Origin of the sequence: Streptomyces gilvus (assembly GCF_022513565.1) — a bacterium.
Lineage (GTDB): Bacteria > Actinomycetota > Actinomycetes > Streptomycetales > Streptomycetaceae > Streptomyces > Streptomyces gilvus.
Window position 1 is genome coordinate 247,252 of the sequence record NZ_JAKWBE010000010.1, and the last position, 26,881, is coordinate 274,132.

The 26,881-nt window shown below is 71.3% G+C and carries 24 protein-coding genes and 2 pseudogenes; 14 read left to right on the forward strand and 12 right to left on the reverse strand.

Translation table 11 applies throughout. The features are described from left to right. Nucleotides 1-39: 39 nt before the first annotated feature. The 3 genes and pseudogenes from MKW14_RS18255 (at nt 40) to MKW14_RS18265 (ending at nt 3,613) form a co-directional block, all read left to right on the forward strand. Nucleotides 40-1,352, forward strand: a pseudogene (locus MKW14_RS18255) (metallophosphoesterase). Nucleotides 1,353-1,557: 205 nt separating this feature from the next. Then, nucleotides 1,558-3,114: an ABC transporter substrate-binding protein gene (locus tag MKW14_RS18260; RefSeq protein ID WP_240863584.1), complete on the forward strand. Its 1,557-nt coding sequence runs from the start codon at nt 1,558-1,560 to the stop codon at nt 3,112-3,114. A gap of 97 nt (nt 3,115-3,211) precedes the next feature. Beyond that, on the forward strand, nt 3,212-3,613 hold the full coding sequence (locus tag MKW14_RS18265) for an ATP-binding protein (RefSeq protein ID WP_240863585.1): 402 nt from the start codon (nt 3,212-3,214) through the stop codon (nt 3,611-3,613). 27 nt (nt 3,614-3,640) lie between these two features. Here MKW14_RS18265 and MKW14_RS18270 read toward each other — a convergent pair whose 3' ends face one another. Further along, the gene (locus MKW14_RS18270) at nt 3,641-5,095 is read right to left on the reverse strand and encodes a sensor histidine kinase (RefSeq protein ID WP_240863586.1); all 1,455 of its coding nucleotides are present in this window, start codon (nt 5,093-5,095) and stop codon (nt 3,641-3,643) included. Further along, the gene (locus MKW14_RS18275) at nt 5,092-5,781 is read right to left on the reverse strand and encodes a response regulator transcription factor (protein ID WP_240863587.1); all 690 of its coding nucleotides are present in this window, start codon (nt 5,779-5,781) and stop codon (nt 5,092-5,094) included. Before MKW14_RS18275 ends, MKW14_RS18270 begins: the two co-directional genes overlap by 4 nt. A gap of 166 nt (nt 5,782-5,947) precedes the next feature. On the opposite strand from MKW14_RS18275, the gene MKW14_RS18280 reads away from it, so the two are divergent. After that, entirely contained in the window at nt 5,948-8,356 is a 2,409-nt protein-coding gene (locus tag MKW14_RS18280) for an MMPL family transporter (protein ID WP_240863613.1), read from the forward strand. Here MKW14_RS18280 and MKW14_RS18285 read toward each other — a convergent pair. From MKW14_RS18285 to MKW14_RS18320, 8 genes and pseudogenes are all read right to left on the reverse strand, one after another. Beyond that, on the reverse strand, nt 8,349-8,954 hold the full coding sequence (locus tag MKW14_RS18285; protein WP_240863588.1) for a Uma2 family endonuclease: 606 nt from the start codon (nt 8,952-8,954) through the stop codon (nt 8,349-8,351). The genes MKW14_RS18280 and MKW14_RS18285 overlap by 8 nt on opposite strands. 100 nt (nt 8,955-9,054) lie before the next feature. Further along, nucleotides 9,055-9,189 (reverse strand): annotated as a pseudogene (locus MKW14_RS18290) (TetR/AcrR family transcriptional regulator); the annotation flags it as partial. Between the two features lie 18 nt (nt 9,190-9,207). After that, entirely contained in the window at nt 9,208-9,792 is a 585-nt protein-coding gene (locus tag MKW14_RS18295; RefSeq protein WP_240863589.1) for a hypothetical protein, read from the reverse strand. 125 nt (nt 9,793-9,917) lie between these two features. Then, complete coding sequence (locus MKW14_RS18300) at nt 9,918-10,691, reverse strand: succinate dehydrogenase iron-sulfur subunit (RefSeq protein ID WP_133043133.1); 774 nt, start codon at nt 10,689-10,691, stop codon at nt 9,918-9,920. After that, nucleotides 10,691-12,445: a succinate dehydrogenase flavoprotein subunit gene (gene sdhA / locus MKW14_RS18305; RefSeq protein ID WP_240863590.1), complete on the reverse strand. Its 1,755-nt coding sequence runs from the start codon at nt 12,443-12,445 to the stop codon at nt 10,691-10,693. The genes MKW14_RS18300 and sdhA overlap by 1 nt, the downstream gene beginning before the upstream one ends. Before the next feature lie 19 nt (nt 12,446-12,464). Beyond that, complete coding sequence (locus MKW14_RS18310) at nt 12,465-12,947, reverse strand: succinate dehydrogenase hydrophobic membrane anchor subunit (RefSeq protein WP_240863591.1); 483 nt, start codon at nt 12,945-12,947, stop codon at nt 12,465-12,467. A 5-nt stretch (nt 12,948-12,952) separates the two neighbouring features. After that, complete coding sequence (gene sdhC, locus MKW14_RS18315; protein WP_133043130.1) at nt 12,953-13,333, reverse strand: succinate dehydrogenase, cytochrome b556 subunit; 381 nt, start codon at nt 13,331-13,333, stop codon at nt 12,953-12,955. A 251-nt stretch (nt 13,334-13,584) separates the two neighbouring features. Then, nucleotides 13,585-14,097: a 2-oxo-4-hydroxy-4-carboxy-5-ureidoimidazoline decarboxylase gene (locus tag MKW14_RS18320; RefSeq protein ID WP_240863592.1), complete on the reverse strand. Its 513-nt coding sequence runs from the start codon at nt 14,095-14,097 to the stop codon at nt 13,585-13,587. Between the two features lie 209 nt (nt 14,098-14,306). On the opposite strand from MKW14_RS18320, the gene MKW14_RS18325 reads away from it, so the two are divergent. The 3 genes from MKW14_RS18325 (at nt 14,307) to MKW14_RS18335 (ending at nt 17,138) form a co-directional block, all read left to right on the forward strand. Next, nucleotides 14,307-15,920: a beta-N-acetylhexosaminidase gene (locus tag MKW14_RS18325; protein WP_374116572.1), complete on the forward strand. Its 1,614-nt coding sequence runs from the start codon at nt 14,307-14,309 to the stop codon at nt 15,918-15,920. A gap of 32 nt (nt 15,921-15,952) precedes the next feature. Then, nucleotides 15,953-16,459, forward strand: coding sequence for a hypothetical protein (locus MKW14_RS18330; RefSeq protein WP_240863593.1), 507 nt, complete (start codon nt 15,953-15,955; stop codon nt 16,457-16,459). A gap of 106 nt (nt 16,460-16,565) precedes the next feature. Next, a complete protein-coding gene (locus MKW14_RS18335) occupies nt 16,566-17,138 on the forward strand; it encodes a hypothetical protein (protein WP_240863594.1) in 573 nt (190 codons plus the stop codon). A 58-nt stretch (nt 17,139-17,196) separates the two neighbouring features. Here MKW14_RS18335 and MKW14_RS18340 read toward each other — a convergent pair whose 3' ends face one another. Further along, nucleotides 17,197-17,640 carry a YfbM family protein gene (locus MKW14_RS18340; protein WP_240863595.1) on the reverse strand — a complete coding sequence of 148 codons (444 nt, stop codon included), beginning with the start codon at nt 17,638-17,640 and terminating at the stop codon, nt 17,197-17,199. A gap of 167 nt (nt 17,641-17,807) precedes the next feature. On the opposite strand from MKW14_RS18340, the gene MKW14_RS18345 reads away from it, so the two are divergent. After that, nucleotides 17,808-18,194: a hypothetical protein gene (locus MKW14_RS18345; RefSeq protein WP_240863596.1), complete on the forward strand. Its 387-nt coding sequence runs from the start codon at nt 17,808-17,810 to the stop codon at nt 18,192-18,194. A 99-nt stretch (nt 18,195-18,293) separates the two neighbouring features. After that, the gene (locus MKW14_RS18350) at nt 18,294-19,766 is read left to right on the forward strand and encodes an MFS transporter (protein ID WP_240863597.1); all 1,473 of its coding nucleotides are present in this window, start codon (nt 18,294-18,296) and stop codon (nt 19,764-19,766) included. Here MKW14_RS18350 and MKW14_RS18355 read toward each other — a convergent pair. Further along, entirely contained in the window at nt 19,759-22,044 is a 2,286-nt protein-coding gene (locus MKW14_RS18355) for a peptidoglycan recognition protein family protein (RefSeq protein ID WP_502628178.1), read from the reverse strand. The two genes, MKW14_RS18350 and MKW14_RS18355, sit on opposite strands and share 8 nt — an antisense overlap. Before the next feature lie 278 nt (nt 22,045-22,322). Between MKW14_RS18355 and MKW14_RS18360 the strand changes: the two genes are divergently transcribed. The 5 genes from MKW14_RS18360 to MKW14_RS18380 all read left to right on the forward strand — a co-directional run bounded on the left by MKW14_RS18360 (nt 22,323) and on the right by MKW14_RS18380 (nt 26,742). Continuing rightward, nucleotides 22,323-22,940: an RNA polymerase sigma factor gene (locus tag MKW14_RS18360; RefSeq protein ID WP_240863598.1), complete on the forward strand. Its 618-nt coding sequence runs from the start codon at nt 22,323-22,325 to the stop codon at nt 22,938-22,940. A 291-nt stretch (nt 22,941-23,231) separates the two neighbouring features. After that, nucleotides 23,232-24,401: a hypothetical protein gene (locus MKW14_RS18365; RefSeq protein ID WP_240863599.1), complete on the forward strand. Its 1,170-nt coding sequence runs from the start codon at nt 23,232-23,234 to the stop codon at nt 24,399-24,401. A 13-nt stretch (nt 24,402-24,414) separates the two neighbouring features. Then, entirely contained in the window at nt 24,415-24,591 is a 177-nt protein-coding gene (locus MKW14_RS18370) for a hypothetical protein (protein ID WP_374116573.1), read from the forward strand. 325 nt (nt 24,592-24,916) lie between these two features. Continuing rightward, on the forward strand, nt 24,917-25,579 hold the full coding sequence (locus tag MKW14_RS18375; RefSeq protein ID WP_240863600.1) for an RNA polymerase sigma factor: 663 nt from the start codon (nt 24,917-24,919) through the stop codon (nt 25,577-25,579). Further along, nucleotides 25,579-26,742, forward strand: coding sequence for a hypothetical protein (locus MKW14_RS18380; protein ID WP_240863601.1), 1,164 nt, complete (start codon nt 25,579-25,581; stop codon nt 26,740-26,742). Before MKW14_RS18375 ends, MKW14_RS18380 begins: the two co-directional genes overlap by 1 nt. Nucleotides 26,743-26,881: the final 139 nt, after the last annotated feature.

A 26,881-nucleotide genomic window follows, 5' to 3' on the forward strand; every position in this document is an offset into this window, starting at 1 on the left:
CGGAACGGCCGTCAACCGGACAGCGGGGGTCCACCGCAAGTGATCACCGTCTTCGCGTTGCTGGCGCTCGTCGTCCTGGTGACGGCCAACTGGCACCTGTGGCCCCGCCTGTTCCGCGACACCACCCGGGGCCCCGGTCTCGTGCGCCGGGCCGGCGCGGTGGCGATCGCGGGCGGCTGGGTGCTGGCCGTCGGCGCCCTGGTCGCCGAACGCGCGGGCGCCCCCTTCTGGCTGCAACAGGTGCTCGCCTGACCCGGTTTCCTGTGGCTGGCGCTGTCGGTCTACCTGCTGCTGGCGGTGGTGGCGGCCGAGGTCGTACGGCCGCTGCTGCGACGGCTGTCGAAGCGGCGCACGGGCGCCGAGACGGCCGTACGCCAGGGGGAGCCGCTCCCGGCCGGAGTCGTACCGCCGAACGCCGCTGAGGGCGAACTGGAGCCCTCCCCCGCCCCGGAGCCGTCGCCCGCCCCGGAGCCGTCGCCCGTCCAGGAGCCCGCCCCCGACCCCTCCCGCCGTCTGTTCGTCGCGCGTGTCCTCGCCACGGCAGCCGCCACGGCCGCCGTCGGGACCGTCGGATACGGCACCTACGGCGTCCTGCGCGGCCCGCGCGTGAAGCGGGTCACCGTGCCGCTGGCCAAGCTCCCGCGCGCGGCGCACGGTTACCGCATCGCGGTCGTCAGCGACATCCACCTGGGCCCGATCCTCGGCCGGGACTTCGCGCAGAAGGTCGTCGACACCGTCAACGCCACCCAGCCGGACATCGTCGCAGTCGTCGGCGACCTGGTGGACGGCAGTGTGAAGAACCTGGGCCCGGCGGCGGCACCCCTGTCGCGGCTGACGGCGCCCTCCTACTTCGTCACCGGCAACCACGAGTACTTCTCCGGCGCGGAGCTGGGGGTCCCCCCAGGCCTTTAAGGCACTGGGGGAGGGGCGAGGAGGTACGGCGCCTCGGGCTGCGCCCGCTGGAGAACGCCCGTACCGAACTGCCCTGGTTCGACCTCGCCGGCGTCAACGACCTCGCGGGCGAGAGCGAGGGGCAGGGCCCCGACTTCACCAAGGCGCTCGGGGACCGGGACCCGGCACGCGCGTGCGTGCTCCTCGCCCACCAGCCCGTCCAGATCCACGAGGCCGTCAAGCACGGCGTGGACCTCCAGCTCTCCGGCCACACCCACGGCGGCCAGCTCTGGCCCGGCAGCCTCATCGCGGCGGCCGCCAATCCCACCGTCGCGGGCCTCGACCGCTACGGCGACACCCAGCTCTACGTCAGCCGGGGCGCCGGCGCCTGGGGACCGCCCACGCGCGTGGGGGCGCCGTCCGACATCACGGTGATCGAACTGGCCTCCACGCGCGCGTGACGGTCGTCGGGCGCCGGTCGCAACGGTCCGCCGGAGACTCTGTGGACGAGCTGTGAAGCCTGGCTGAAACCTCTTGCGTAAGTTCTTTCTCAACTCGACAAATCCCTCTTCCCCCGGCTGAAACCTCTGTGATTAGGTGAGCCGCGCCACTAGGGGAGTGGCATGTGTGGGGTGGGGCCCGCGAAGGCCCGGAGAGGGCAGACCGATGCGTTCCGTGCGCATGCGGATTCTCGCGACGCTGCTCGTGCTGGCGGGCGTGGGAGTCGGCGGCTGGCAGATGCTGCCGTCGCAGGAGGACAAGGGCAAGACCATCACGGTCGGTACGACGGACGCCGTCACGGCGCTCGACCCGGCCGGCGCCTACGACGCGGGTTCCTGGGCCCTGTTCAGCAATGTCTTCCAGTCACTGCTGACCTTCGACCCGGGCGGCACCGCGCCGGTCCCGGACGCCGCGCAGAGCTGTGACTTCGTGGGCAGCGCCCTGACGACGTACCGCTGCACGCTGCGCCAGGGGCTCACCTTCCCCAGCGGCCGCTCGATGACCGCCGAGGACGTCAAGTACTCCTTCGACCGGGTCAAGGCGATCAAGTCCGAGGTCGGCCCGGTCTCCCTGCTGAGCACGCTGCGGTCGGTGGACGCGAGCGGCCTGACCGTCACCTTCCACCTGTCCGCGCCCGACGCCACCTTCCCGTTCAAGGTCGCCACCGGCGCCGGCTCGATCGTCGACAGCCACAAGTACCCGGAGAACCGTCTGCGCACGGACCCCGGCGCCGACGGCACCGGGCCGTACGAGCTGACGTCGTACCAGAAGAACAAGAAGGCGGTGCTCACGCCCAACGGCCACTACAAGGGCGCCGTGAAGAGCGCCGCGCGCCCCGTCGACCTGCTCTACTACACCAACGCCGACGCCCTGGAGAAGGCCTGGAAGGCCAAGGACGTCGACGTCGCCACCCGGCAGCTGCCGCCCAAGGTGCTGTCCGGACTGTCGCCCAGCGACCCCAACCAGCGGCTCTCCGAGTCCGACAGCTCCGAGACCCGCAACCTCTACCTCAACACCCGTGCGGGTTCGCCCCTGCACAGCGTCCTGGTCCGCCGGGCGATGGCCTGGCTGATCAACCGCGAGCAGCTGGCCGCCACCGTGTACGAGGGCACCGTCGACCCGCTGTACTCGCTGATCCCGACCGGCATCACCGGCCACACCACGTCGTTCTTCGACGCCTACCCCAAGCCCGACGCCAAGGCCGCGCAGGCCCTGCTCAGCGAGGCGGGCGTGAAGGTGCCGGTACGTTTCACCTACGGCTACGCCGTCAACCGCGGCTCCTCCCAGGAGGAGGCCGAGGCCATCAAGAAGCAGCTGGAGGCGAGCGGCCTGTTCAAGGTCACGCTCAAGGGCTACGAGTGGACCGACTTCCAGGAGCACTGGGCGACCGGGAAGCTCGACGCGTACGCCGTCGGCTGGGTCGCCGACTACCCGGATCCGGACACCTTCGGCGCCCCGCTCGTCGGCACGGACGGCACCATGAACACCGGCTACAGCAGCCAGGCCGTGGACCGGCTGATCCAGAACAGCCGGCAGTTCGCCGACCGCGGTGACGCCGCCTCCGACTTCAGCACGCTGCAGGAGGACATCGCCCACGACGTGCCGGTGATCCCGCTGTGGCAGGGCAAGGAGTACGTGCTCAGCACCGAGGACGTCGGCGGCAGCCAGTATCTGGACGACGGGACCGGTGTGTTCCGCTTGTGGAGCCTGGACTGGATCTGACGCGATCTCACAGGTTGGGACATTCGCCCCCGCGACGCAGGGCATCCTCCCCACGCAGGACGGTGTGACGGAGGTGTGCGCGGGGTGAGGAGCAAACGTGTTGAGACGCAACTCCTTCCGGCTGCCCCGGCACCCGGCCTCCGTCGGCCTGGCGCGGCGCCGGGTGCGGGACCATCTAGCCGACTGGGGGCACGGCCCGGACGACCCGGCGCTGACGGACGCGCTGCTGCTGGTGTCCGAGCTGGCCACCAACGTCGTACGCCACGGACCCCTGCGGGAGCGTGAGTTCGAGGTCGCGGTGACCGCGCTCGCCGACGGGTCCTGTCTCATCGAGGTGTCCGACGAGGGTCAACTCGAGCCGCGCCTGCGGGTGGTGGGGGAGTGGGAGGAGTCCGGGCGCGGACTGCACCTGGTGGAGGCCGTCGCGGCGGCCTGGGGCGTGTGGACCCGAGGACGGCACGGCAAGACCGTCTGGGCGCTGGTGCTGTCCGCCACCTGAGACCGACTTCCCGGCGCCCGAGGGCCGTCACGACACCGCGGCCGCCGTCCGCGCCGGCAGGGTGACCGTCACCGCGAGCCCCTCGCCGGGCGCCGTACGCACCGCCACGTCGCCGCCGTGCGCCTGCACCACCCCCTGCACGATCGCCAGCCCCAGCCCGCTGCCCGCGCCCCCGCCCGCCCGGAAGAACCGGTCGAAGACCCGCCCCGCGTCCTCGGCGCACAGCCCGGGACCGTGGTCCGCGACACACAGCCGTACGACCCCGTCCTCCCGCTCCACGCCGAGCCGCACCGGCACCTCGGCCGGCGTGTGCGTGCGGACGTTGCCCACCAGGTTGCCGAGCACCTGTCTCAGCCCCGACTCGTCGGCGCGCACCAGCACAGAGCCGTCGGCCGCCACCTCGATGGGCCGCTCCGGCTGCTGCACCCGCAGGTCCTCGGCCGCGTCCCGCACCAGGCGGCTGACGTCGACGTTGCGGAAGCGCAGCTCGGGCCGCTGGTCCAGGCGGGCCAGCGTGAGCAGCTCGTCCACCAGGCGCCCCATGCGGTCGGTCTCCGCCAGCACCCGCTCCCAGACCCGCTTGCGCTCGTCCGGATCGCTCAGCATCCCCTTGTCGTACAGCTGCAGATAGCCGCGTATCGCCGACAGCGGGGTGCGCAGCTCGTGCGAGGCGTCCGCGACGAAGCGGCGCAGCTGGGCCGCGCTGTGCTCGCGCGTGCGGTACGCCGACTCCACCTGGTGCAGCATCGAGTTGAGGGCCACCCGCAGCTGCTCGACCTCCTGCGTGGGATGTCCGCTGGAGGGCACGCGCCGGGTCAGATCGCCCTCGGCGATCGCCGAGGAGGTCTCCACCATGTCCTCCAGCGGCCGCATCCGGCGGCTGACGCTGAGCATCGTCAGCCAGCACAGCAGCACCAACAGCAGTGTCCCGACCGCCAGGTCGAGCTTGAGGGCCTGGCCGATGCCCTGGTGCAGGGGCTCCGTGGTAGTGGCGAGCAGGACGTACGTGCCGTCGGCGAGACGGGTGGCCGTCGCGCGGTAGGTGGCGCCGTTCACGGTGATCGCGTGCGGCGCGGGGTCCTTCACCAGGACGCGCGGGTCGGGCACGGCGGCGGCCAGGCCGCGCTGGGCGATGGTGGGGGCGACGCCGAAGACGCTCAGGGGCCTGGACCGGGCGTCGACGGCGGTGTAGATCGACTCCGGCCGCGGCTGCTCGTCCGTACCGGCGAGCCGGTCCCGGGCGAAGGCGAGGGCGCCCAGCGAGTCGACCTGCCGCATGGTGAGCTGCGAACTGCCCAGCGACGCGCGCGTCTTGGTCAGCCCGGAGTCGATCTGGCCGATCAGATAGTGCCGCATGCCCATCAGGCTGACCGCCGTCGCCGCGACGATGCCGAGCGCCAGCAGGGCGACGTTCGCCAGGGTCAGCTTGGCGCGCAGCGAATGGATGCCGTGACGGCGGCCGATCCCCTTCCCGAGCCTCATGCCAGCCCGTATCCGACACCACGCCGCGTGGTGATCACCGGCGGTCCCAGGGCGTCCAGCTTGCGCCGCAGATAGCTGATGTAGGTCTCCACGACGGTCGACTCCTGCGGGGTGTGCTCGTACTGCCAGACGTGCCGCAGCAGTTGCTCCTTGGGCACGATCCGGCCGCCGTTGCGGACCAGGAAGCGCAGCAGCGCGTACTCGGTGGGGGTCAGCTCCACGCTGCGGCCCGCGCGGCGCACGCTGTACGTCGTCTCGTCCAGCTCCAGGTCGCCGTAGCGCAGGGGCGGCCGCTGCGACAGGACGTCCGCCGGGCGGGTGCGGCGCAGCACCGCCGTGATGCGGGCGACCACCTCGTCGATGTTGAACGGCTTGGTGATGTAGTCGTCGCCGAAGCCGAGGGCGCCGACGATCTCGGCCGGCGAGTCGCGCGCGGTGAGGAAGACGAGCGCCAGCTCCGGCCGCTCGGCGCGCAGTTCACGCCCGAGCGCCCGCCCGTCCCCGTCCGGCAGCATGACGTCGAGCAGCGCCACGTCCGCCCAGGTGCGCCCGGCGAGCGCGCGGGCCTCGCGGACGGTGCCCGCGACCATCACCTCGAACCGGTGGTAGCGCAGCGCGATGGCGAGGACGTCCGCGATGCTCGGCTCGTCCTCCACCACCAGCACGGTGCCTGGAGCCGTCGTCATGCCCCCAGTATCGGCCGGGCCACTGACAGCTGGGTCCACAACGCTCTTTGGAGTTCCTTGAGAGTCATGGCGCGTTCCCTCCACGCGCGAGCGGCACCGCCAATCCTGGTGCCAGGACCTGGGGGACCGACCGACGACCGAGTAAGGAGCTTTGATCGTGGCGGCATTGGCACGGTGGTGCTATCGGCACCGGCTGGTGGTCCTGTTGCTGTGGGTGGGGGCGCTGTTCGGCCTGGGCTTCTCGGCGTCCACGGCGGGGACGAACTACGCGAACGTCTTCTCCCTCCCCGACACGGACTCCAAGAGCGCGTACGACCTGATGCAGAAGGCCTTCCCGGCCACCTCGGGCGACACCGACACCGTGGTGTGGAAGGTCGACCAGGGCTCGGTGCGGGACAAGGCGGTCCAGGACCGCGTCCAGCCGGCCCTCGACAGGATCGCGAAGATGCCCGGCGTGGGCGCGGTGACCAGCCCGTACGCCGGAGCGCGGGGAGCGGCGCAGATCAGCCGTGACGGCACGATCGCCTATGCCCAGCTCACCTTCGCCAAGCAGGCGAACGAGGTGCCCAAGGACCTCGTCCAGAACGTCGCCGACACCGCGCACGGCGCCGCACGACAGGGCCTGAAGGTCGAGCTGGGCGGACAGGCGATCCAGCGCGTCGAGCAGCCCCCGCAGGGCCTGTCGGAGATGGTCGGCATCGTCGCGGCGGCCCTCGTGCTGTTCCTGGCCTTCGGCTCCTTCTTCGCCATGCTGCTGCCGATCGCCATCGCGATCTTCGGGGTCGGTATGGGCCTGTTCTCCACCCAACTGCTCAGCCACACCACCGACGTCCCCGACATCGCCCCGCTCCTCGCCTCCCTGATCGGCCTCGGTGTCGGCATCGACTACGCCCTGTTCATCGTCACCCGGCACCGGCGGGGCATCCTGCGCGGCCTGGACCCCGAGGAGTCGGCGGTCACGGCCCTCAACACCTCCGGCCGGGCCGTGCTGTTCGCCGGCGGAACCGTCTGCATCGCGCTGGCCGGCATGCTCGTGACGCGGCTGCGCTTCCTGGACGGCGTCGTCATCGCCACCTCCCTGACGGTCGTGCTCAGCGTCCTGGCCGCCACGACCCTGCTCCCGGCCCTGCTCGGCTTCCTGGGCCCGCGGGTGCTCAGCCGCCGCCAGCGGCGCAGGCTCGCCGCCGAGGGCCCCGAGCCGGAGCGGGCCAGCGGTCTCGCCGCCCGCTGGTCGGCGAACGTCGAGAAGCGTCCCCGCAGGATCGCCGCGCTCGCCCTGGTCGTCATGGCCGTCCTCGCCGTCCCCGTGCTGTCGCTGCGCCTCGGCGCCACCGACCAGGGCAACGACGACGCGTCCACGACCACCCGCAAGGCCTACGACCTGCTCGCCGAGGGCTTCGGGCCCGGCTTCAACGGCCCCCTCCAGGTCGTCACGAAGAGCGGTGACACGTCCGCGCTGGTCAAGGGGATCGAGTCGACGTCCGGCGTGGCCCGGGTCGCGCCCTTCCCGCCCGTCAAGGGCGTCACGGTGATCCAGGTCATCCCGAAGACCTCACCTCAGTCCAAGGAGACGGACGACCTGATCGACACCCTGCGGGACAAGGTGATCCCGCAGGCGGGCGCGGAAGCGCACGTGGGCGGTGTGACCGCGATCTCCAAGGACTTCGCGTCGGTCACCGGCAACCGTCTGCCCGTGTTCATCGGGACCATCATCGGCCTGGGCTTCCTGCTGCTGCTGATCGCCTTCCGCTCCCTGGTGGTCCCCCTGACGGCGGCCCTGATGAACCTGATCGCCGCGGCGGCCTCCTTCGGCATCCTCGTCGCGGTGTTCCAGTGGGGCTGGGGCCTGGACCTGCTGGGCCTCGGCAAGGAGGGCCCGATCAACGCGTTCCTCCCGGTCATCATGCTCTCCCTGCTCTTTGGCCTGTCGATGGACTACCAGGTGTTCCTGGTGAGCCGGATGCACGAGGAGTGGGTCCACACCCGCGACAACGCGCGCGCGGTGCGGGTCGGCCTTGCGGAGACCAGCCGGGTCATCAACTCCGCGGCCCTGATCATGGTCTGCGTCTTCCTGGCCTTCGTCCTGAGCGGCAACTCGGGGGCGGCGGTGGCGGGCGTCGGGCTGGCCGCCGCGGTCGCCCTGGACGCGTTCATCCTGCGTACGGCACTGGTACCGGCGGCGATGCATCTGCTCGGGAATTCCAACTGGTGGCTGCCGGGCCGGCTCGACAAACGGCTCCCGCATCTCGCGGTGGAGCCGAAGGAGGAGGCACCGGAGGCACCGGCGACCGGGGAGGGTCCCGCCTCGGTGATCCACGGTTTCATCCGGACGGTCGACGGTGAGCCGGTGGACGGCGCCTCGGTGACGCTGCTGTCGAAGGGCGGGCGTCAACTGGACCGGGTGACGTCCCTCGCGGACGGCTCGTACATCGTGTCGGTGCCGGAACCGGGCGCGTACCTGCTGGCGACGACGGCCCCGTCGTACGGGTCACGGGCGGCGCACGTGGTGGTGGCCGAGGGGCCGCTGGTGTACGACGTGGAGTTGGCCGAGGGTGAGGTGGACGCGGTCAACTAGCCTTCTTCTGCGCGGCCTTGAGGACCTCGTCCACGTCGAGGGTGACCTTGGCGTCGATCGACTCGGGCAGCGTGACGGTCTCGCCGGGGGAGTACGGGCGGTGACTCTCGTACTCGTCCCCGGCGGGATCCGTCAGGAGGTGGAGCCGCTGGTGCTTGCGATCGACGATCACATAAACAGGAATCCTGGCGCTGGCGTACGCCCTTACCTTGTCGCGCAGGTCGGTCCGGTAGTTGGTGGAGGTGACCTCCACGACCAGACGAAAACAGACGGGGTCGTAGCAGTTGTTCTCCACGTAGTGGTCTGTGAAATCCGCATCGACCAAGGAAAGGTCCGGGACCGCGTAGTCCTCGGTGCCGGTCGGTAGCCAGAGGCCGATGCCCTGGACCACCTTCGACGTCACTCCATGGAGGCCGGCGGCCATCAAGGGCAGCATGAGGTCGGTCAGGGCTACGCCGTGCGGGCCGTCCGGGGGCGGGGACACGATGATCTGGCCTCCGATGATCTCGACGCGGTAGCCCGGCAGGCGATCCAAGATCCGGTTCGCCTCCGCGATCAGCGGGCGGCCGTGGGGCCGCTCGACGGATGCTGCGGACATCGCGTGCCTCCCGTGGGCTGGTGTCGAGAGCATCATCGTAGGCAGGTGAGGGCCCGAACGTCCCGTTCAGGTCCCCTTCACCCGATCGTGGATCATGACCGCCCGCCGCCCCCGGCCGCGGCAGCGCCTTCGTCATCCCCGGCAGGAAGTCCGTGAACAGCTCGTGCACCTCCCGCACCAGCGGCCGCAGCACCCGGAACCCCGCCAGGGACACGCCACGGGCCGTCAGTCGTGAGGTCAGTCAGCTGTGAGGTCACATGCTGCTGAGTGAACGGGCGTAGTTGATCTGGCCCATGACCGCGGGGAAGGTGTGCGGGCCGAGGGCCGGGACCATCGTCGAGTGGTGCCGGCCCGCGCTGGTCACGGTGACCTGGATGAAGCCCGTGGTCGTCTTCTCCTTCATCAGGAGGAAGAACAAACCGAGCAGACAGAAGATGAAGAAGATGATCGCGAGCACGATGGCGACCGTCGGGATCTTCTCCTCGGTGTGCGACATGTCGGTGGCGTTCCACACCGCGCCGCGCAGCGGCATGGTGCCGGCGGGCGTGATGATCTGGTCGCCCATCACCGTGATGTCCCCGATGGCCAGCACCGGCGCACCACCCATGGGGGCCGGCGCACCCGGCTGCTGCGGGAAGCCGTAGGCAGGAGTGGCGGGTTGCCCGGGGTAGCCGTACGCCGGTGCGGCGGGCTGCTGCGGATAGCCGTAACCGGGCGCGGAGTTGGGATAGCCGTACCCCGGCGCAGGCGTCGTCGGAGGGGTCGTCGGAGGCTGTGCGGGCGGCTTGCCCGGACCCCACTCACCCGTCCCGTCCTGATACGGATTCGGCTCGCTCATGCTCGTCCCCCGTCTGTCGCCGTAACCGGATCAGGTTATACCGAGCGAGGGGCCGCCCCTCCCCGGCTGGGAGGAACGGCCCCTCGTCGTAGGGCTTTTGACGCGCGAGCGCCGAGGACGCCCGATCAGAAGCGGCGGGTGATCAGGGCCCGCTTCACTTCCTGGATCGCCTTGGTGACCTCGATGCCTCGGGGGCAGGCGTCCGTGCAGTTGAAGGTCGTGCGGCAGCGCCAGACGCCGTCGCGGTCGTTGAGGATCTCCAGGCGCTGCTCGCCCGCCTCGTCACGCGAGTCGAAGATGAAGCGGTGCGCGTTGACGATGGCGGCCGGGCCGAAGTACTGGCCGTCGTTCCAGAAGACCGGGCACGAGGAGGTGCAGGCCGCGCAGAGGATGCACTTCGTCGTGTCGTCGAAGCGCTCGCGGTCCTCCGCCGTCTGCAGCCGCTCGCGCGTGGGCTCGTTCGTGTCCTTCGTGATGAGGAAGGGCATGACGTCCCGGTACGCCTGGAAGAACGGCTCCATGTCCACGACCAGGTCCTTCAGGACCGTGAGGCCCTTGATGGGCTCGACCGTGATCGGCTTCTCGGGGTTGATGTCCTTGATGAGGGTCTTGCAGGCAAGCCGGTTCTTGCCGTTGATCCGCATCGCGTCCGAACCGCAGATGCCGTGCGCGCAGGAGCGGCGGAAGGTCAGCGTGCCGTCGACGTCCCACTTGATCTTGTGGAGGCCGTCGAGGACGCGCTCCTTCGGGTCGATCTCCAGCTGGAAGTCTTCCCAGACCGCCTCGGCCGAGACCTCCGGGTTGAAGCGGCGGATCCGGAAGGTGACCGTGATGTAGGGGGAGTCGGCGAAGCCGGGCTCGGGGGCCGCGTCCGCCTTCTCCAGGGTCGGAGTTGCCATCAGTACTTACGCTCCATCGGCTGGTAGCGGGTCTGGACGACCGGCTTGTAGTCCAGGCGCACGGTCTCGGTGCCGTCGTCGCCCACCTCGCGGTACGCCATGGTGTGGCGCATGAAGTTGACGTCGTCGCGGTTCGGGTAGTCCTCGCGGTAGTGACCGCCGCGGGACTCCTTGCGGGCCAGCGCGGAGACCGCCATCACCTCGGCCAGCTCCAGCAGGTTGCCCAGCTCGATGGCCTCCAGCAGGTCCGTGTTGAACCGCTTGCCCTTGTCCTGGATCGCGACGTTCTTGTAGCGCTCGCGCAGTTCGGCGATCTTCTCGACGGCCGTCTTGATCGTCTGCTCGGTGCGGAACACCATGACGTTGGCGTCCATGGTCTCCTGCAGCTCACGGCGGAGCACGGAGACCCGCTCGGTCCCCGTCGACGTGCGCAGCTGCTCGATCGTCGAGACCACCAGCTCGGCCGGGTTCTCCGGCAGCTCGACGAAGTCGGCCTTCTGGCTGTACTCCGCCGCCGCGATGCCGGCCCGGCGGCCGAAGACGTTGATGTCGAGCAGTGAGTTCGTGCCCAGACGGTTCGCGCCGTGCACCGAGACGCAGGCGACCTCGCCGGCCGCGTACAGGCCGGGGACGACCGTGGTGTTGTCCGCCAGGACCTCACCCTCGACGTTCGTCGGGATGCCGCCCATCGCGTAGTGCGCGGTGGGCTGGATCGGGATCGGGTCCGTGTACGGCTCGATGCCCAGGTAGGTGCGCGCGAACTCGGTGATGTCCGGCAGCTTGGCGTCCAGCTGCTCCGGCGGCAGGTGCGTGAGGTCGAGGTAGACGTGGTCGCCCTCGGGACCGCAGCCCCGTCCCTCGCGGATCTCCGTGTAGATGGAGCGCGAGACGACGTCACGGGACGCGAGGTCCTTCATGACCGGCGCGTACTTCTCCATGAAGCGCTCGCCGTCCTTGTTGCGCAGGATGCCGCCCTCACCGCGGGCGCCCTCCGTCAGCAGGATGCCCATGCGCCAGATGCCGGTCGGGTGGAACTGGAAGAACTCCATGTCCTCCAGCGGCAGCCCGCGACGGTAGACGGCGGCCTGGCCGTCACCGGTCAGGGTGTGCGCGTTCGACGTCACCTTGAAGAACTTGCCGCAGCCGCCGGACGCGTAGATCACGGCCTTCGCCTGGAAGACGTGGAGCTCGCCGGTCGCCAGCTCGTACGCCACGACACCGGCGGACTTCTTGACGCCGTCGACCTCGGTGATCAGCTGGTCCAGGACGTAGAACTCGTTGAAGAACTCCACGCCCTCCTTGACACAGTTCTGGTAGAGCGTCTGCAGGATCATGTGGCCGGTGCGGTCGGCCGCGTAGCAGGACCGGCGGACCGGCGCCTCGCCGTGGTTACGGCTGTGACCGCCGAAGCGGCGCTGGTCGATCGTGCCGTTCGGGGTGCGGTTGAACGGCAGGCCCATCTTCTCCAGGTCGAGGACCGAGTCGATGGCCTCCTTCGCCAGGATCTCGGCGGCGTCCTGGTCGACCAGGTAGTCACCGCCCTTGACCGTGTCGAAGGTGTGCCACTCCCAGTTGTCCTCCTCCACGTTCGCCAGCGCGGCGGCCATGCCGCCCTGCGCGGCGCCCGTGTGGGAGCGGGTGGGGTAGAGCTTGGTCAGCACGGCGGTGCGGCTGCGCTTGGTGGACTCGATGGCCGCGCGCATGCCCGCGCCGCCGGCGCCGACGATGACGGTGTCGTACTTGTGGATCTTCATGATTCTCGCAGCCCCGTGCCTAGCGGATGTTCGGGTCGAAGGTGAAGATCACCAGCGTGCCCAGCAGGATGGTGAACACCGTGGCGGTGTAGAGCAGGCCCTTGAGCCACAGCCGGGTGTTCGCGCGCTCCGCGTAGTCGTTGATGACCGTGCGCAGGCCGTTGGCGCCGTGCAGCATCGCGAGCCAGAGCATCAGCAGGTCCCAGACCTGCCAGAAGGGGCTCGCCCAGCGGCCGGCCACGAAGGCGAAGCCGATCTTGGACACGCCGCCGTCGAGCACGAGCTGGATCAGCAGGTGGCCGAGGACCAGGACGACCAGGACGATGCCGGACAGCCGCATGAAGAGCCAGCCGTACATCTCGAAGTTGCCCCGGGTGGACTTCGGGGTCTTCTTGGTGCGCTTGCGCGGGACCTCGATGAGGGGTGCCGGGTTGTCGACGTTGTAGAGGGACGCGCCCTCGACCGGGCCGACGCCGGAAGCGGTGGATTCGGTGGTGGCCATCGGTGTCAGCTCCCGAACAGTTCACGAGCGGCGTGGCCGAGGACGGGGTAGATCGCCCCGATCATCAGCACGACCCAGATGCCCACGACGGACCAGAGCATCTGCTTCTGGTAGCGCGGGCCCTTCGACCAGAAGTCGACGGCGATGACGCGCAGGCCGTTGAGCGCGTGGAAGAGGATGGCGGCGACGAGGCCGTACTCCAGCAGTCCCACGATCGGGGTCTTGTACGTGGCTACGACCTTGTCGTAGTCCTCGGGAGACACACGGACGAGAGCGGTGTCCAGCACGTGAACGAACAGGAAGAAGAAGATGAGGACGCCGGTGACTCGGTGAGCCACCCAGGACCACATTCCTTCCCGGCCGCGGTACAGCGTTCCAGCCGGCACGGAAGTCCCTCCGGGAGCGGGGATTGGGGCCGCGCCGGCTTGTGCTGTCGGTCGGGCCCGGCCGGGTACGGTCCACCGGCCCCCAGCATCCTAACGACGGTTGCCTGCGGCGCTTACGCCGGGCCTACCGGTGTGATCAAAGTGGCACGCGGATGGGTGAGCTTTGCGGCTTCTGGGGAGGGGGGTCCTGTTATTCGCCGGGTGCGGGGTCGTTGTGGCTGGTCGCGCCCACGCGGCGGTAGCCGCACATGTCACAGCCCCGCGCCCCTCAGGAGATCGCCGAGCCGCCCCTTTGCCAGGCGCCGGAGTTCCTCTGCTGCCACCACCCGCTCCTCCTCCGGATCGTTTGTCAAACGTGACCGGATGGCTGCCAGGACGTGGTCCAGGACCTCGTCCGGGGTCAGGCCGGCGACGCAGATCACGAAGGCGTGGCCGAATTTTGTCTCGTATGCGGCTTGTGCCGCTCTCATTGCGGTATGGGCGGCCGAGTAGGTGCCGTCGGGTAGCGTGGGGAGGGTCTCGGCGGCCAGGGCCTCCGAGAGGTCCGCCGGGCTCAGGTCGTACGCCGCCTCGTCGGAGGCGGCCAGCAGCGCGGCGATGTCCGGGTAGGGGCGGTGGTCCGCCACCCGGTGGGCCCAGCGGGGGCTGCGGAGGCAGTCCAGGAGGAGTTTGCGGGCGTCGTCGGCCGGGGCCGTGTTGAAGACGTCCAGGAGCGTGGGCAGCGTCGGTATGGCCGCTCGGCCGGGAAGGTGTGTGGGCGTCACGTGTGTTTCGACAGGGGAAGCTGTGAGAGGTGTGACCTCACGTTATCGACAGTGGGCATGACGTGTCCGACGGATGCCCGAATTTCACCCGCAGGGGAGAGTTTCGGAACGCTTGGTGGACCGTCGCGTCCGCCTGGGAGCCTTAGGTTGGCGGTGTGAGTCAGCACAGGCGGCGTCGGCGGCCGGCGCGGAACGTGAAGCCAGGGATCGTGATCGGAGCGGCGCTCGCCGTGACCGTCGGGGCCGGGGTGAGCCTCGGACTGTGGGCCTCCGGGGGCGGCGACAGCGCCCCCGCCGCGTCCGCGCGGGAGCAGGCGCAGCAGTCCGGCGGCGGTTCGGACCCCTCGTCCACCGCGCCCCGCGCGGGCACCCCGACGCCGAGCCCGACCCGCACGTACCCCCTCTCGAAGGCCCCGCAGACCATTCCCGCCGTGCGCTCGCACACCGCGGCGCGCGGGCCCGGCTGGCGCCCCGCGCGCGGGGAGCGCGTGGTGGTGGGCGATCCGCGGCTGGCCGACGAGGGCCGGCTGATCGCCTCCGAGCTGGGACTGACGTACGCCGGCGAGAAGAACGACGTGAAGGCCGGGGACGTGCGGCTGGCGCTGGGCGGCGGCCAGGGCGCGAATCCGGAGTCGTACGTCATGACCGTGCGCGGCGGGCGGGTGAGCATCAGCGGGCCCGCCGACTCCGGGGTGTTCTACGGCACGCGCACGCTGAAGCAGGAGGTGCACGGCGGGGGTACGGCGCCCGAGGGCGTCGTACGCGACCAGCCGGCCAAGCCGGTGCGCGGGTTCATGCTGGACATCGCGCGCAAGAACTTCACCGCCAAGTGGATCGAGGACCGGGTGCGGGAGCTCGGTGACCTGAAGTTCAACGAGCTGGGCCTGCACTTCTCCGACGACCAGGGCTTCCGGATCGAGTCCAGCAGCCATCCCGAGGTCGTCTCGCAGCCGCATCTGACCAAGGCCGAGGTGAAGCGGATCGTCGCGCTCGCGGCCTCGCGGCACATCACCGTGGTGCCCGAGATCGACTCGCCGGGGCATCTGGGGGCGGTGATCGCCGCTCATCCGGATCTCCAGCTGCGCAACGTCCGGGGTGTCGCCGTGCGCGGCGCGGTCGACATCTCCAAGCCCGCCGCGGCGAAGATCGTCGACGACCTGCTGAACGAGTACGCCGGTCTCTTCCCCGGCGGCCAGTGGAACCTGGGCGGTGACGAGTACCAGGCGCTGGTCGTGTCCGACCCGGAGGCGTCCTTCCCGCAGCTGGCCACCGCGGCCCGGGACAAGTACGGCTCCGGCGCGACCGTCTCCGACCTGGCGACCGGGTGGCTCAACGACCGCGCGAACACGATCCGCGCCCACGACCGCACGATGCGCGCCTGGAACGACGGCTTCCTCCGCGGCACCTCCGTGCAGCCCGCCAAGGACCTCCAGGTCGGGTACTGGACCGGCAAGGAGTACGGGGCCCGGCAGCCGCTCGCGTATCTGAGCGCGGGGCGGAAGGTCGTCAACTACAACGACGAGTACCTGTACTACGTGCTCGGACAGCCCAACAACTTCGTCTACCCGACCGGGCAGCGCATCTACGAGCAGTGGACCCCGCTCGTGGTGCGCGGCACCACGGCGGTCCCCTCGCGGTACGACGGGCAGATCCTCGGCGGCTCCTTCGCCGTGTGGTGCGACCTGTCGAACTCACAGACCCAGGACCAGGTCGCGGCCGGCATCCGGATGCCGCTGCGGGCCACCGTCCAGAAGCTGTGGGACCCGGGGCGGCCGGCGCTGTCCTGGACGCGGTTCAAGGCGCTGGCCAACCGGCTGGGTTGACGCCGGCCCCCTTCTCCCGTAGGGCTGCGGACATGGGCTACTGGGGGTACTACGTCGTGGGGCGCGGCGAGCGGCCGCTCGCCGGGCTGGGCGCGCTGTCCGGCGCCAAGGAGAGCATGGAGCTGCGGGTCGAGGCGCCCGGCGGCTGGCAGGTGTGGGAGTACCCGAGCGAGGACGGCGAGCTCGGGAACATGAACGTCCTCGCCGCCGAGACCGGCGCACCGGCGCTCTTCGGGTACGTCATGGACAGCGCGTCGGTGGTCGTGGAGGCGGCGGCGCCGCGGAGCGGGGCCTGGACCACGTGTCTGGCGCGGGCCGCGATGGCCGGGTACCTCGGCGCCGGGAACGAGGGGCTGACCCTCGAGGACTACTTCCTGGAGCCGCGCGACGCCGCCGAGCGGGCCGTCGCCTGGGCCGCGGAGGCCGGGCACGCGGTGGCCGCGGAGCCGCTGGTCGAGATCCTGAGCGCGGAGCCCGACCCCTTGGCCGAAAACCTCTTCTTCCGGCTGCTCGACCGGCTCGGCGTGGTGCCCCTGTGACACTCCCGGGCCGTCGCGCGCAGTAAGGGGAAGTGCGGGCTCCGTTAAGGAAGGACCCGCTGAAGGCCCGGTGGAGCCTCGCAGGGGCCCGCAGAGGGAGGCGTGGATGAGCCTGGTGGAGCTGATCGCTCAGGCCGACGAACGCGGACTGGCCGCCAGCGGGCTGGCTTGTTTGGATCGCTGCGTGCCGCTGCTGGGCGGCGACGACGAGGTGCTGCGGCCGCTGTGGGGGAGCCTGTCCGACGCCGGGGACGACGCGGAGTGGGGGGCGCTGCTGGAGCAGGCGCGGGGGAAGCTGGCCGGGGCGGAGGAGTACGCCGGGTCCGTCGAGGACGAGGCGGCGCTGCTGGCCCGGCGGATGCTGGCCGCCGCGCCGGCTCAGCGGTCGGGCAGGGAGACGCGGGTGTGGGCCGACGGGTGTTCGGTCGCCGCGCTGCAGATACACCGGCTGCTGGACCCGCTCGCCGACGCCGCCTCCTCGGTCGACTGCCGGCGGGAGGGGCTGACGGAGGGGATGTCGCCCTTGGTGGCGGCGGAGCTGCGGCGGCAGACGACCGTTCTGGAACTGCTCGCCGGGCACGGTCCCGCCGGGTTGCGGCAGGCGCTGGAGGTGTCGGTGGAGGGGCGGCGGGTGCTGCGTGCCGTCGTCTCGCGGCGGGCACGGACGCGACGACCCTGAGCGCGACAGGCACTCCCTGAGTGCCGTAGGCACTCCCCGAGCGCAATACGCACTGCCCTCAGCGCAGCAAACACTTCACCACCGCGTCGCCGTACTCCGTCGTGCGGGCGTAGAAGGCGGTGAGGTCGCGGTGGGCCGCCGCGAACAGGGCGTGCAGTTCCGGCTCGGCGTCGGGCCCGCCGTAGTCGGCCAGCAGGTCCTCCCTCGCCTTCTGCCAGAGGGACTCGAAGTCGCTCGACTGCAGGAACGTGCTGACCCGGGCCACCTGGGCCGCCGTCAGCAGCAGGAACGGGGGCACGGAGGTGCCGCCGAGGACCACGTCGGCCTCCGGGCCGTAGAGGGCGTGCTGGTCCAGGTAGGTCGTGTCCAGGACCTCCTCACGGTGGCGGTCCATACGCTCGCGCACGGTGTCCCAGTCGTCCTCGAACAGCCGCTGCAACCAGGTGGCGCTGTTGCGCAGCGCCGAGGGCGGCACCGCGCGGAGATGGAAGTACAGGCTCATCAGTGAGAGGAGCGCACGGAACCGGCCAGGCGTCACTCCCGGGCGGAACGCGCAGCTGAGGGGTTCCTGTGACCGTGGTGGGGCGGAGCTGGGGCGGTCCTGCGCCGGTCCCGGGGACGGGCCGGATTTCGTGTGACACACCGCACGCCCGGACCGCTCATGGCTATGTGACTACCTTCCAGGAGACCAGGCCGAACGCGGCGGCGAAGCCCGTGCGGTGGGCGGCGGACGCGGTGGCGACGATGCGGGAGGGGGCGCGGCTGCGCCTCGACTACTCGGCGCAGAGCCTGTGGCGCGTCGACCGTCTGATCGACGAGATGCGCCGGGACGGGGCGCCGTACGCCGCCGTGGAGCGGGTGCTGCGCGGCTTCGGGGCGTACGCGGGTGAGGTGATCGTCCGTCAGACCGGTGCCGAGTGGTGGGCGACCGGGGGCGAGCACTGGTTGCGCACGCCGGACGGGCTGCTGTGGGACCCGCTCGACGAGGCCAGGCGGTGCTTCCTGGGCGACGGGTCGCTGCGGTTGCTGTGCCGGGAGGCGACCGGGGCGCGGTAATCGGCGGGAGCCGAACCGCCGTGACGGGCGGGGGCAAAATCGCCGTAATAAGAGACGGGGCCGTTCCCAAGCGAGTGTGACGCGGAGCACGATGGAGGCATGGCTGACAACCGTCGTTGGTGGGCCCTCGTCGTCATCGCGCTCGCCCAGTTGATGGTCGTCCTCGACATGACCATCGTGAACATCGCCCTTCCGTCCGCCCAGTCCGCGCTGCACATGTCGGACGGGAACCGGCAGTGGGTCATCACCGCGTACACGCTGGCCTTCGGTGGGCTGCTGCTGCTCGGCGGCCGGGTCTCCGACCTGGTCGGCCGGAAGACGACCTTCGTCATCGGGCTGCTCGGCTTCGCCGCCGCCTCCGCCCTCGGCGGTGCCGCGGCCAACTCCGGGATGCTGTTCGGCGCGCGCGCCCTGCAGGGCGCCTTCGCCGCGCTGCTCGCCCCGTCCGCGTTGTCGCTGCTGGCCACGACCTTCACCGACCCCAAGGACCGCGGGAAGGCGTTCGGCATCTTCGGCGCGATCATCGGCGCGGGCGCCGCGGTGGGCCTGCTCGCCGGCGGGTTCCTGACCCAGTACCTGAACTGGCGCTGGTGCCTCTACGTCAACGTGCCCATCGCCCTGATCGCCTTCTTCGGCGCCATGGCCCTGCTGGCCCCCGGCGACCGCCACCCCGGCGCCCGTCTGGACGTGCCCGGCGCGATCCTCGGGTCGGCCGGGATGCTCTCGCTCGTGTACGGCTTCTCGGAGGCGGAGTCCAGGGGCTGGAGGGACGGCCTGGTGCTGACGCTGCTCGCCGCCGGGGTCGTCCTGCTCGCCGTGTTCGGATGGTGGCAGACACGGGCCCGGGTGCCGCTGCTGCCGATGTCGGTGGTGAAGGACCGGCAGCGGGTCGGGGCGTTCCTGACCGTGCTGCTGACCACCATCGGCATGTTCGGCGTCTTCCTCTTCCTCACCTACTACATGCAGGGCATCCTCGGATACTCGCCGGTCAAGACGGGAGTCGCCTACCTTCCCATCACCGTCGGCATGATCACCGGCTCCACGCAGGTCGCCGCCCGGCTGCTGAACCGGGTGCCGCCGCGGGCGCTGATCGTGCCGGGGCTGCTGCTGGCGGCGGGCGCGCTGGCGATCATCGCGCAGGTGGGCGTGGAACCCGCCTACGCCTCGCACATCCTGCCCGCGATGCTGATGCTGGGCCTCGGCATGGGCACGGCGATGATGACGTCCGTGTCGCTGGCCACCGGAAGCGTCCCGCCGCGCGACTCGGGCGCGGCCTCCGCGACCTTCAACACCGCGCAGCAGGTGGGCGGTTCGATCGGTACGGCGCTGCTGAACACCATCGCCGCGACCGTGACCGCGCGCTATCTGACCGCGCACGCGGGCCCCGGGGCGAACCGGCGGCAGCTCGCGGCCGAGGCCACCGTGCACGGCTTCAACGTCGCCACCTGGTGGGCGATGGGCGCGCTGCTGCTGGCCGCGCTGATCGCCGGGGTGGTCGTGAACGCGGACCGGGCGCCCACTCCGCAAGCCGCGCAGGAGAGGACGCCCGAACCGGTCGACAGCGCTACTTGACGTACACGAGGCCGTCCGTCGTGATCGTCGGACGGCCGCTCGTGCCGACCACCACGATCTTCACCGTGTGCTTGGCGCTCCCGGACCAGGTCTTGGTCCAGATCGCCTGGCGGTACAGGGTCGACGAGGACTTCAGGTCGACCGTGCTGACCTTCACGCCGTCGACGTACACGTACGCCTGACCCGAGCTGGACGCCCGCGACACCACCCAGGAGACCGAGCGGCCGGTGAAGGTCCAGGTCAGGCTCGCGCCCTTGGAACCGCTGGAGTACGACTTCCCGCCGAGGTAGCTGCTGGACGAACGGGCCGTCCAGCTGCCGGACTTGACGGCCGAGGTCTCCTGCAGGATCACCGGCGTGTAGGACGGCGACGAGGTGCGGGTGTTGCCGGCGTAGTCGTACGCCTTCATCGACCAGGTGCTCGCGGTGCCGGACTTGGCGGTGCGGCTGGAGCTGGTCGTGGTCGGGCCGAAGGTGGCCGTCGTCGGCGACAGCAGGCTCACCGACTTCAGGGCCGCGTCGTCGGCCGCCTTCCAGCCGAGCGTGACCGGGACGGCGGTGGTGTTGACGGTGCCGGTGCGCAGGGAGATCTTCGGCGCGGTCGGGAAGGTGGGCGCCGTGGTGTCGGTGACGACGGTCAGCGCGGAGCTCGTCGCGGTCTTGCCGGACTGGTGCACGGCCCGTACGGCGACGCCGTGGCGGCCCGAGGGCAGCGTGGCGCCGACCGAGGTGGCCGTGCCGGAGGCGGTGGCCGCGACCTTGCCGTCCACCAGCAGCTCGAACCGGGAGATCAGCGAACCGGGCGTTGTGGTCGACCACTTCGCCGTGATCGCGCCCTTGGTGTAGTACGTCGAGCCGGACAGGGCCGCGCCGGACAGCGAGGTGAGCTTCAGGCCCTGCACCGGGCCGGACGCCCAGGCGCGGATCGTCGGCAGCTGGGCGTACAGGGAGCTGCCGGGGCACTGCGTGTTGTAGCCGTCGCGGTGACCGGAGATCCGGTTGAAGGTGTAGGAAGAGCCCGCGGTGAAGCTGGTGCCGAAGTAGTTCGTCTGCGTGGCGCCCGACTTGAGCTGCACGGTCGTCGCCGGGTCGGCCTTGTACTGGCCGAGCTTCCAGGCCGCGATCCGGGCGACCGACTCCAGCGCGGCGTTGGAGGCGCCGGTGGAGGTGTACTCGCCGAGCACCGCGATGCCGGCCGACTCACGGTTCCAGCCGTAGGTGTGCGCGCCGAGCACCGGGCGGTCGACGCCGCCCTTGCGGCCCTCGAAGATCGTGCCGCACTTGTCGACCAGGAAGTTGTAGCCGATGTCGTTCCAGCCGTTGGTCTGCGTGTGGTACGCGTAGATGCCCCGCACGATCGCCGCGGAGTCGGCGCACGAGTAGTCGTTCGAGCCGTCCGTGTGGTGCACGAACACGGCCTTCACATCGGCGTTGTACTCCGACGGATCGGGGCTGAGCGACTCGTCGGCGCCCCAGCCGGCCCGCGAGACGATCGGCGGCTCGGGGACGGTGGACGGCGGCGCCGGCGGAACGCTCACGGACGCGCTCGCCGTGGGGGACGAACTGGCGGACGGGGAGGCCGAGTCGCTCGCCGGCGCGGAGGCGCTGTCGCTGGGGGAGACGGAGTCGGTCGGCGACACGGAGTCGCTGGGACTGTCGCTCGGGCTCGTGCTGTCGCTCGGGGACGTGCTGTCCGTCGGGCTCGCCTCCGCGACGTACGCGGCCGGCTCGGTGGCCTTCGTCTCGGCGGTCGTCGCGACGCCGGGGTCGACCAGGTTGACCTGCAGGCCCTTGGGCAGGCCCGCGCTGGTGGAGCCGTCCTTGTGGACGACCTGGACCTCGACGCCGTCGGAGGGCCCGACCCACAGCGGCTCGGACGCGCCGCGGGCGTCGGGACCGGCCTCGGGGTCCACCAGCGGGGCGGTGTCCGTCTCCAGGTCGCGCCAGGCGGACCACGCGCCGGTCTCCAGGCCGCGGGTGCGGACCTGGGCGGTGCCGTGCAGCCGCTGGGTCGGTCCCGTCCAGGAGACGCCGAGCATCGAGAACTGCCTGGTCTCGGTGCGGGGCAGCGCCCGCTTCCCGCTCGCGGTGCCCTTCAGCGCCAGGTCGTAGACCTTCACCGGGCGCTTGGCCCGGACACCGGTGCCATGGTCGGCGGACGGGCCGGCGACGGCGTACGTCACCACGCCCCCGCTTCCCAGCACCACCGCGCCGAGCGTCAGCCACGCCCGGCGCTTGAAGCTCAGCGGTCTGTACGCACGCGTGCCGCGTGGACTCACTACCCCACCCCTAGAAAAGAAAGACCGTGACTGTCACACCTGCCACACCTGTCAAACCGCTGACGCCTGTCACACGTGTCGCACAGGTGGCACTTACACACAGCGTTGACCGACGGCCAAACGTCACCCCGGGTGTTTCGGGCGCCCTCGATTGACGGGCTGTGACACTTCCGTGACGCCTGGCGCTGATGAGCGTGGAGGTGTGCGCACGGACGGAGGTGCCGCACGGGGCGGGCCCGGCAGGGCCACCTTCGCACGCGTACGAACGAGGACAGTCGTTGGGCCAGGGACGGGAACCCCGCCGCGCGCAGGCGTCCGACGGGGAGCTGGGCGCGGCCGTCGCGCGGGCCCAGGAGGGCGACGAGGCCGCGTTCGCGGCGGCGTACCGGATCGTGCAGCCCGGACTGCTCGGCTATCTGCGGGGGATCGTCGGCGACGACGCGGAGGACGTGGCGTCGGACGCGTGGCTGGAGATCGCCCGCGATCTCGGACGGTTCCGCGGCGACGGGGCGGGCTTCCGGGGCTGGACGGCGACCATCGCCCGGCACCGCGCGCTGGACCATCTGCGCCGGCAGAAGGTACGGCCCCGGTCGGCGGGGCTGGAGCAGGACGTACTGGACCTGCCCGGGCCGCACAGCACCCACGACCAGGCCCTGGAGGCGCTGTCCACCGAGCGCGCCCTGGAACTGCTCCGCGGGCTGCCCCGCGACCAGGCCGAGGCCGTGCTGCTGCGGGTGGTCGTCGGCCTCGACGGCCCCGCCGCGGCCCGTGTCCTCGGCAAACGCCCCGGCGCGGTCCGCACGGCCGCCCACCGGGGCCTGAGGCGCCTGGCCGCCCTGCTCGGCACCCCGGGTGTGACGAATGACGACCCCCGGACGCTGGGGGAGTCGAAATGAACGTCAGCGACGGAAGGTACGTCAACCACGGCGAGGACGCCTGCGACGCGGCGACCCCGACCGGCCGCCCGACACACGATCACACCACGGCGACCCCACCCACCGACTCCGGCACCGGAACGACTGCACGGCTCGGCGGGCCCCCCGAGGACGCCGCGCACACGTCAGCCGACAGCGGCGGAGGCACGCGCGGGGCCGGACCGACGATCGACGCGGGCACGCGGGGCGGCGGGGCGGCGATCGGCACCGGTGCGTCGGGCGGCCGGGCGGTCGGTGCCGGCTCGTGTGTCGGTGGCGCGGCTGTTGGTGTCGGCGCGTGCCGTGATGGCGCGGGTGCTGGTGTCGACTGGCGGGTCGGCGGTGCGCGTGCCGGTGCCGGCTGGCGGGTCGGTGGCCCGGATGCCGGTGTCGGCGCGTGCGGCGGTGACGCTGGTGCTGGTGCTGGTGCTGGTGCTGGTGCTGGTGCTGGTGCTGGTCCTGGCCGGCGGGTCGGCGGCGCGGGTGTCGGTGTTGGTTCACGGGCCGGCGTGGGCACCGGTGTCGGTTCACGGATCGGCGCACGTGTCGGTTCAAAAACCGGCGCGGGTGTCGGTGTCGGTGGTGGCTTGCGCGGCGGCTTGGGTGGTTGTGCGGGTACGCGGCTCGGCCTTCGGGTCGGTGCTGGTGGTGACGGTTATGGCGACGGCGGACGGCCGTCGGACACGGATGGATGCGGGCATGGGTGAACGGCAGGGCGAGGGCGGTGCCCCCGGTCGTCGGCGTGCGCACCATGACGGCAGCGTGTCCGGGGCCGGGCAGCGGGCGGACGGACCAGAACTGGAGTTCCTGCTGGCCGGGGTCATGCGGTCCGGTGGCGTCGACGGCGCGGCCGAGCGGCGGGCGGTGGCCGCGTTCCGGGAGGCGAGGGACGCCGGCGCGCACCGGGCGCGGACCCGGCGCCGTGACGACTGGCGCCCGCGTCAGCGCACCCGCGCCCGCCGTTCGCTGCGGGCCACGCTCACCCTGTCGCTGGCCGGCCTCACCCTGGGCGGCGTCGCGTTCGCGGCGATCGGCACCGTCGGCTCTTCCGGCCGCGACCACAACAACCCGCCCCAGGCGCGGCCCACCGCACCCACCACCCACGCCTCCCCCAAACCGTCCGGCGGCTCGACCGCGCCCGGCACCGCGCATCCGGACCGCCCGTCCACCGCGCAGGACACCGAGGCCCACTGCAAGGCGTACGAGCATGTCAAGGGCAACGGCAAGGCACTCCAGTCGACGGCCTGGCAACGGCTGATCACGGCCGCGGGCGGCGAGGCGAACGTCCCGGCGTACTGCGCCGAACAGCTGGGACTCCAGACGGCCACGACGACGCCGTCGGCGAGCGCACCGGGCAACAACGGCAAGGGCAACGGAGCCGACGACTCCGGCAAGTCCGACAACGGCAAGAACGCCGACAAGGGCAATGGCAAGAACGGCTGACATTCGAACCCGAATGGTCCTGGAGCGCCTGGAACGTGTCCGCGCCCTGCTCGCCGATCAGGGATACGACACCGCCGGCACAACCCTGGCCCTGTACTCCCTGTACGGCTTCCATCCCGACCTGGTCGACCTGGCCGGTCGTCGTGACGACCTCGTTCTGGTCAGTCTGCCCGCCCTCTACGCCGGCTGACGAGGGCAGCGAGCGAAGCGCCCCCAGGTTGGCCCGACGGCTTCCCGTACGGAGCGGAACCGAAGCAACGGCCGGGGCCGCCACCCCCCACAGGAGAGGCCCCGGCCGTCGCGCGGTCGGGCCGCGCGGCGGCCCGTATCTCCTACAGCGCCATGAGTGCGGTTTCTGTCACACCCCGGGTGCGAGCAGTCCCGTAACGGAGTGGTTGAGAATTGTACGGACATGGACGAGCAGCGGTTTCAGGTCGTAACGTGCCTTTCGCGCCGGGCGTGGCTCTCGCATGATCGCCGTGACCACCGGCCGACCGTCGACTGAGGAATTACGGGTGCTGGGGGACGACGCGGAGCTGACCGCCGCGGTGCTTGCGGCGCAGGACGGGGACGAGACCGCGTTCCGTGCTGTGTACCGGACCGTGCACCCCCGGCTGCTCGGATACGTCCGCACCCTTGTCGGCGACCCGGACGCGGAGGACGTGGCCTCCGAGGCCTGGCTGCAGATCGCCCGCGACCTGGAACGGTTCAGCGGAGACGCGGACCGCTTCCGGGGCTGGGCCGCCCGGATCGCCCGCAACCGCGCCCTCGACCACATACGGATGCGCGGCCGCCGCCCCGCGATCGGCGGCGACGAGACGGAACTGACGGCCAAGCCCGCGGAGTCCGACACGGCGGGCGAGGCCATGGAGGCCCTGGCCACCGACCAGACCCTCTCCCTGATCGCCCGGCTGCCGCAGGACCAGGCCGAGGCGGTCGTGCTGCGCGTGGTCGTGGGCCTCGACGCCAAGAGCGCGGCCGAGACGCTCGGCAAGCGGCCGGGCGCCGTCCGTACGGCCGCGCACCGCGGTCTGAAGCGTCTCGCCGAACTGCTCGGCGAGGATCCGGAATCGAGCGGTGGCCTCGACGCGCTGCCGCCCCAGCGAGAACCGCACGGGCGTGCGGTGACGTCCGCGAGTGTGACGCATCTGCGCGCGCGGACGCAGAAGGACATGTGATGGCCGACGAGCAGTACAGGTGGCTGGACCGCGAAACAGCGGAGCTTTTGCTGCGCGGGGGGTCACTGGACGCTGTCGACGCCGCCGCCCGCGATCAAGCCGAACGGCTCGCGAAAACCCTGGAGGCGCTCACCCCGGAAGCATCCGGCAGCGCCGAACTCCCGGGTGAGGCAGCCGCATTGGCCGCCTTCCGCGCGGCACGCTCGGCCGGGGGCGCCACCGCGGGCAGCGCGGAACGGTCCGCCGCCCGCACCGCGGACCGGAGCACCGCCGTCGGTCCCGGTCCCGAACGCCAGAGCTCCGATGTCGATCATCCCGCAGGTCACAGCGGTCCTCCCGTGGGTGGTCATGACGCCGGGCTCGTCAGTATCGGCGCACCCGGCAGTGCCGCCCGGCGGTCCCGCTGGAGCCGGCCCGCGCGGTTCGGGATGGCCGCCGCGCTGGCGGTCGGCATGGTCGGCGGGGTCGCCGCCGCGGTGACAAGCGGAATCCTGCCGACGCCGTTCGGCGGTGACGAGCCGAGCCCGGCCGTCTCGGCCGGCGTGACGCCCGACCGTCCGCTGATCTCGCCCACGCCGCGCGGAGACCAGGTCGCGCCCACGCCCGACGACGCCACCGGCGGAACCCCCGCAGCGGGCACGCCGGGCGGCACGCCGAACGACGACCCGACGGCCAAGTCCGGTGCCGAGGCCGGGAGTTGGTGGCGCGAGCAGGCCCCCTCGACCTGCCGCGACGCGCTCGGCGGCAAGGCACTCGACGCCCACCGCAGACAGGCCCTGCAGAACGCGGCCGGCGGCGCCACGCCCGACCGTGTCTGGAAGTACTGCAAGACCGTCCTCGGCGCCGACGCCAACGCCAACGCCCGTGACGGCAGGAACGGCACAGGCGGCAAGGGCAACGAGGGCAGGGGCAACGGCAACGGCAACGGCAAGGGCAACGACGGCCGGGGCAACGGCCAGGGAAACGGCAAAGGCAGCCACGGCGAGGGCAACGGCTCCGGCGGTCAGGGCGACCAGGGCGGCCACGGCGGCGACGACGAAGGCAACCACATAGCCCCCGGCCCCGGCGGCAGCGGAACGGGCTCGGGCGACGGCCTCCTCACGTCCGCCGCACCCCTGGCCGCGCACACCCCGGCGCCGACCCCGACGTACACCGCCCTCTGAACCGTCCGTCAGACCCGCTCTGACCTGCGCAGACGCAAGCCGCGAAGTTTTCTCGCCCCCCCCAGTAACACTTTCGGCCGTTCCCACGCAGTAGGGAGTGAGCCGACTGGTCATCGGCCGTCGCACAGAGCCGGGGTTC

Coding starts and splice junctions, on each gene's coding strand:
- sdhA (WP_240863590.1), bottom strand. CDS start 12,445: ATGAAGATCCACAAGTACGACACCGTCATCGTCGGCGCCGGCGGCGCG.
- MKW14_RS18275 (WP_240863587.1), bottom strand. CDS start 5,781: ATGACGACGGCTCCAGGCACCGTGCTGGTGGTGGAGGACGAGCCGAGC.
- MKW14_RS18310 (WP_240863591.1), bottom strand. CDS start 12,947: ATGGCCACCACCGAATCCACCGCTTCCGGCGTCGGCCCGGTCGAGGGC.
- MKW14_RS18370 (WP_374116573.1), top strand. CDS start 24,415: ATGGTCCTGGAGCGCCTGGAACGTGTCCGCGCCCTGCTCGCCGATCAG.
- MKW14_RS18330 (WP_240863593.1), top strand. CDS start 15,953: ATGGGCTACTGGGGGTACTACGTCGTGGGGCGCGGCGAGCGGCCGCTC.
- MKW14_RS18300 (WP_133043133.1), bottom strand. CDS start 10,691: ATGGCAACTCCGACCCTGGAGAAGGCGGACGCGGCCCCCGAGCCCGGC.
- MKW14_RS18350 (WP_240863597.1), top strand. CDS start 18,294: ATGGCTGACAACCGTCGTTGGTGGGCCCTCGTCGTCATCGCGCTCGCC.
- MKW14_RS18380 (WP_240863601.1), top strand. CDS start 25,579: ATGGCCGACGAGCAGTACAGGTGGCTGGACCGCGAAACAGCGGAGCTT.
- MKW14_RS18340 (WP_240863595.1), bottom strand. CDS start 17,640: ATGAGCCTGTACTTCCATCTCCGCGCGGTGCCGCCCTCGGCGCTGCGC.
- MKW14_RS18260 (WP_240863584.1), top strand. CDS start 1,558: ATGCGTTCCGTGCGCATGCGGATTCTCGCGACGCTGCTCGTGCTGGCG.
- MKW14_RS18270 (WP_240863586.1), bottom strand. CDS start 5,095: ATGAGGCTCGGGAAGGGGATCGGCCGCCGTCACGGCATCCATTCGCTG.
- MKW14_RS18335 (WP_240863594.1), top strand. CDS start 16,566: ATGAGCCTGGTGGAGCTGATCGCTCAGGCCGACGAACGCGGACTGGCC.
- MKW14_RS18295 (WP_240863589.1), bottom strand. CDS start 9,792: ATGAGCGAGCCGAATCCGTATCAGGACGGGACGGGTGAGTGGGGTCCG.
- MKW14_RS18285 (WP_240863588.1), bottom strand. CDS start 8,954: ATGTCCGCAGCATCCGTCGAGCGGCCCCACGGCCGCCCGCTGATCGCG.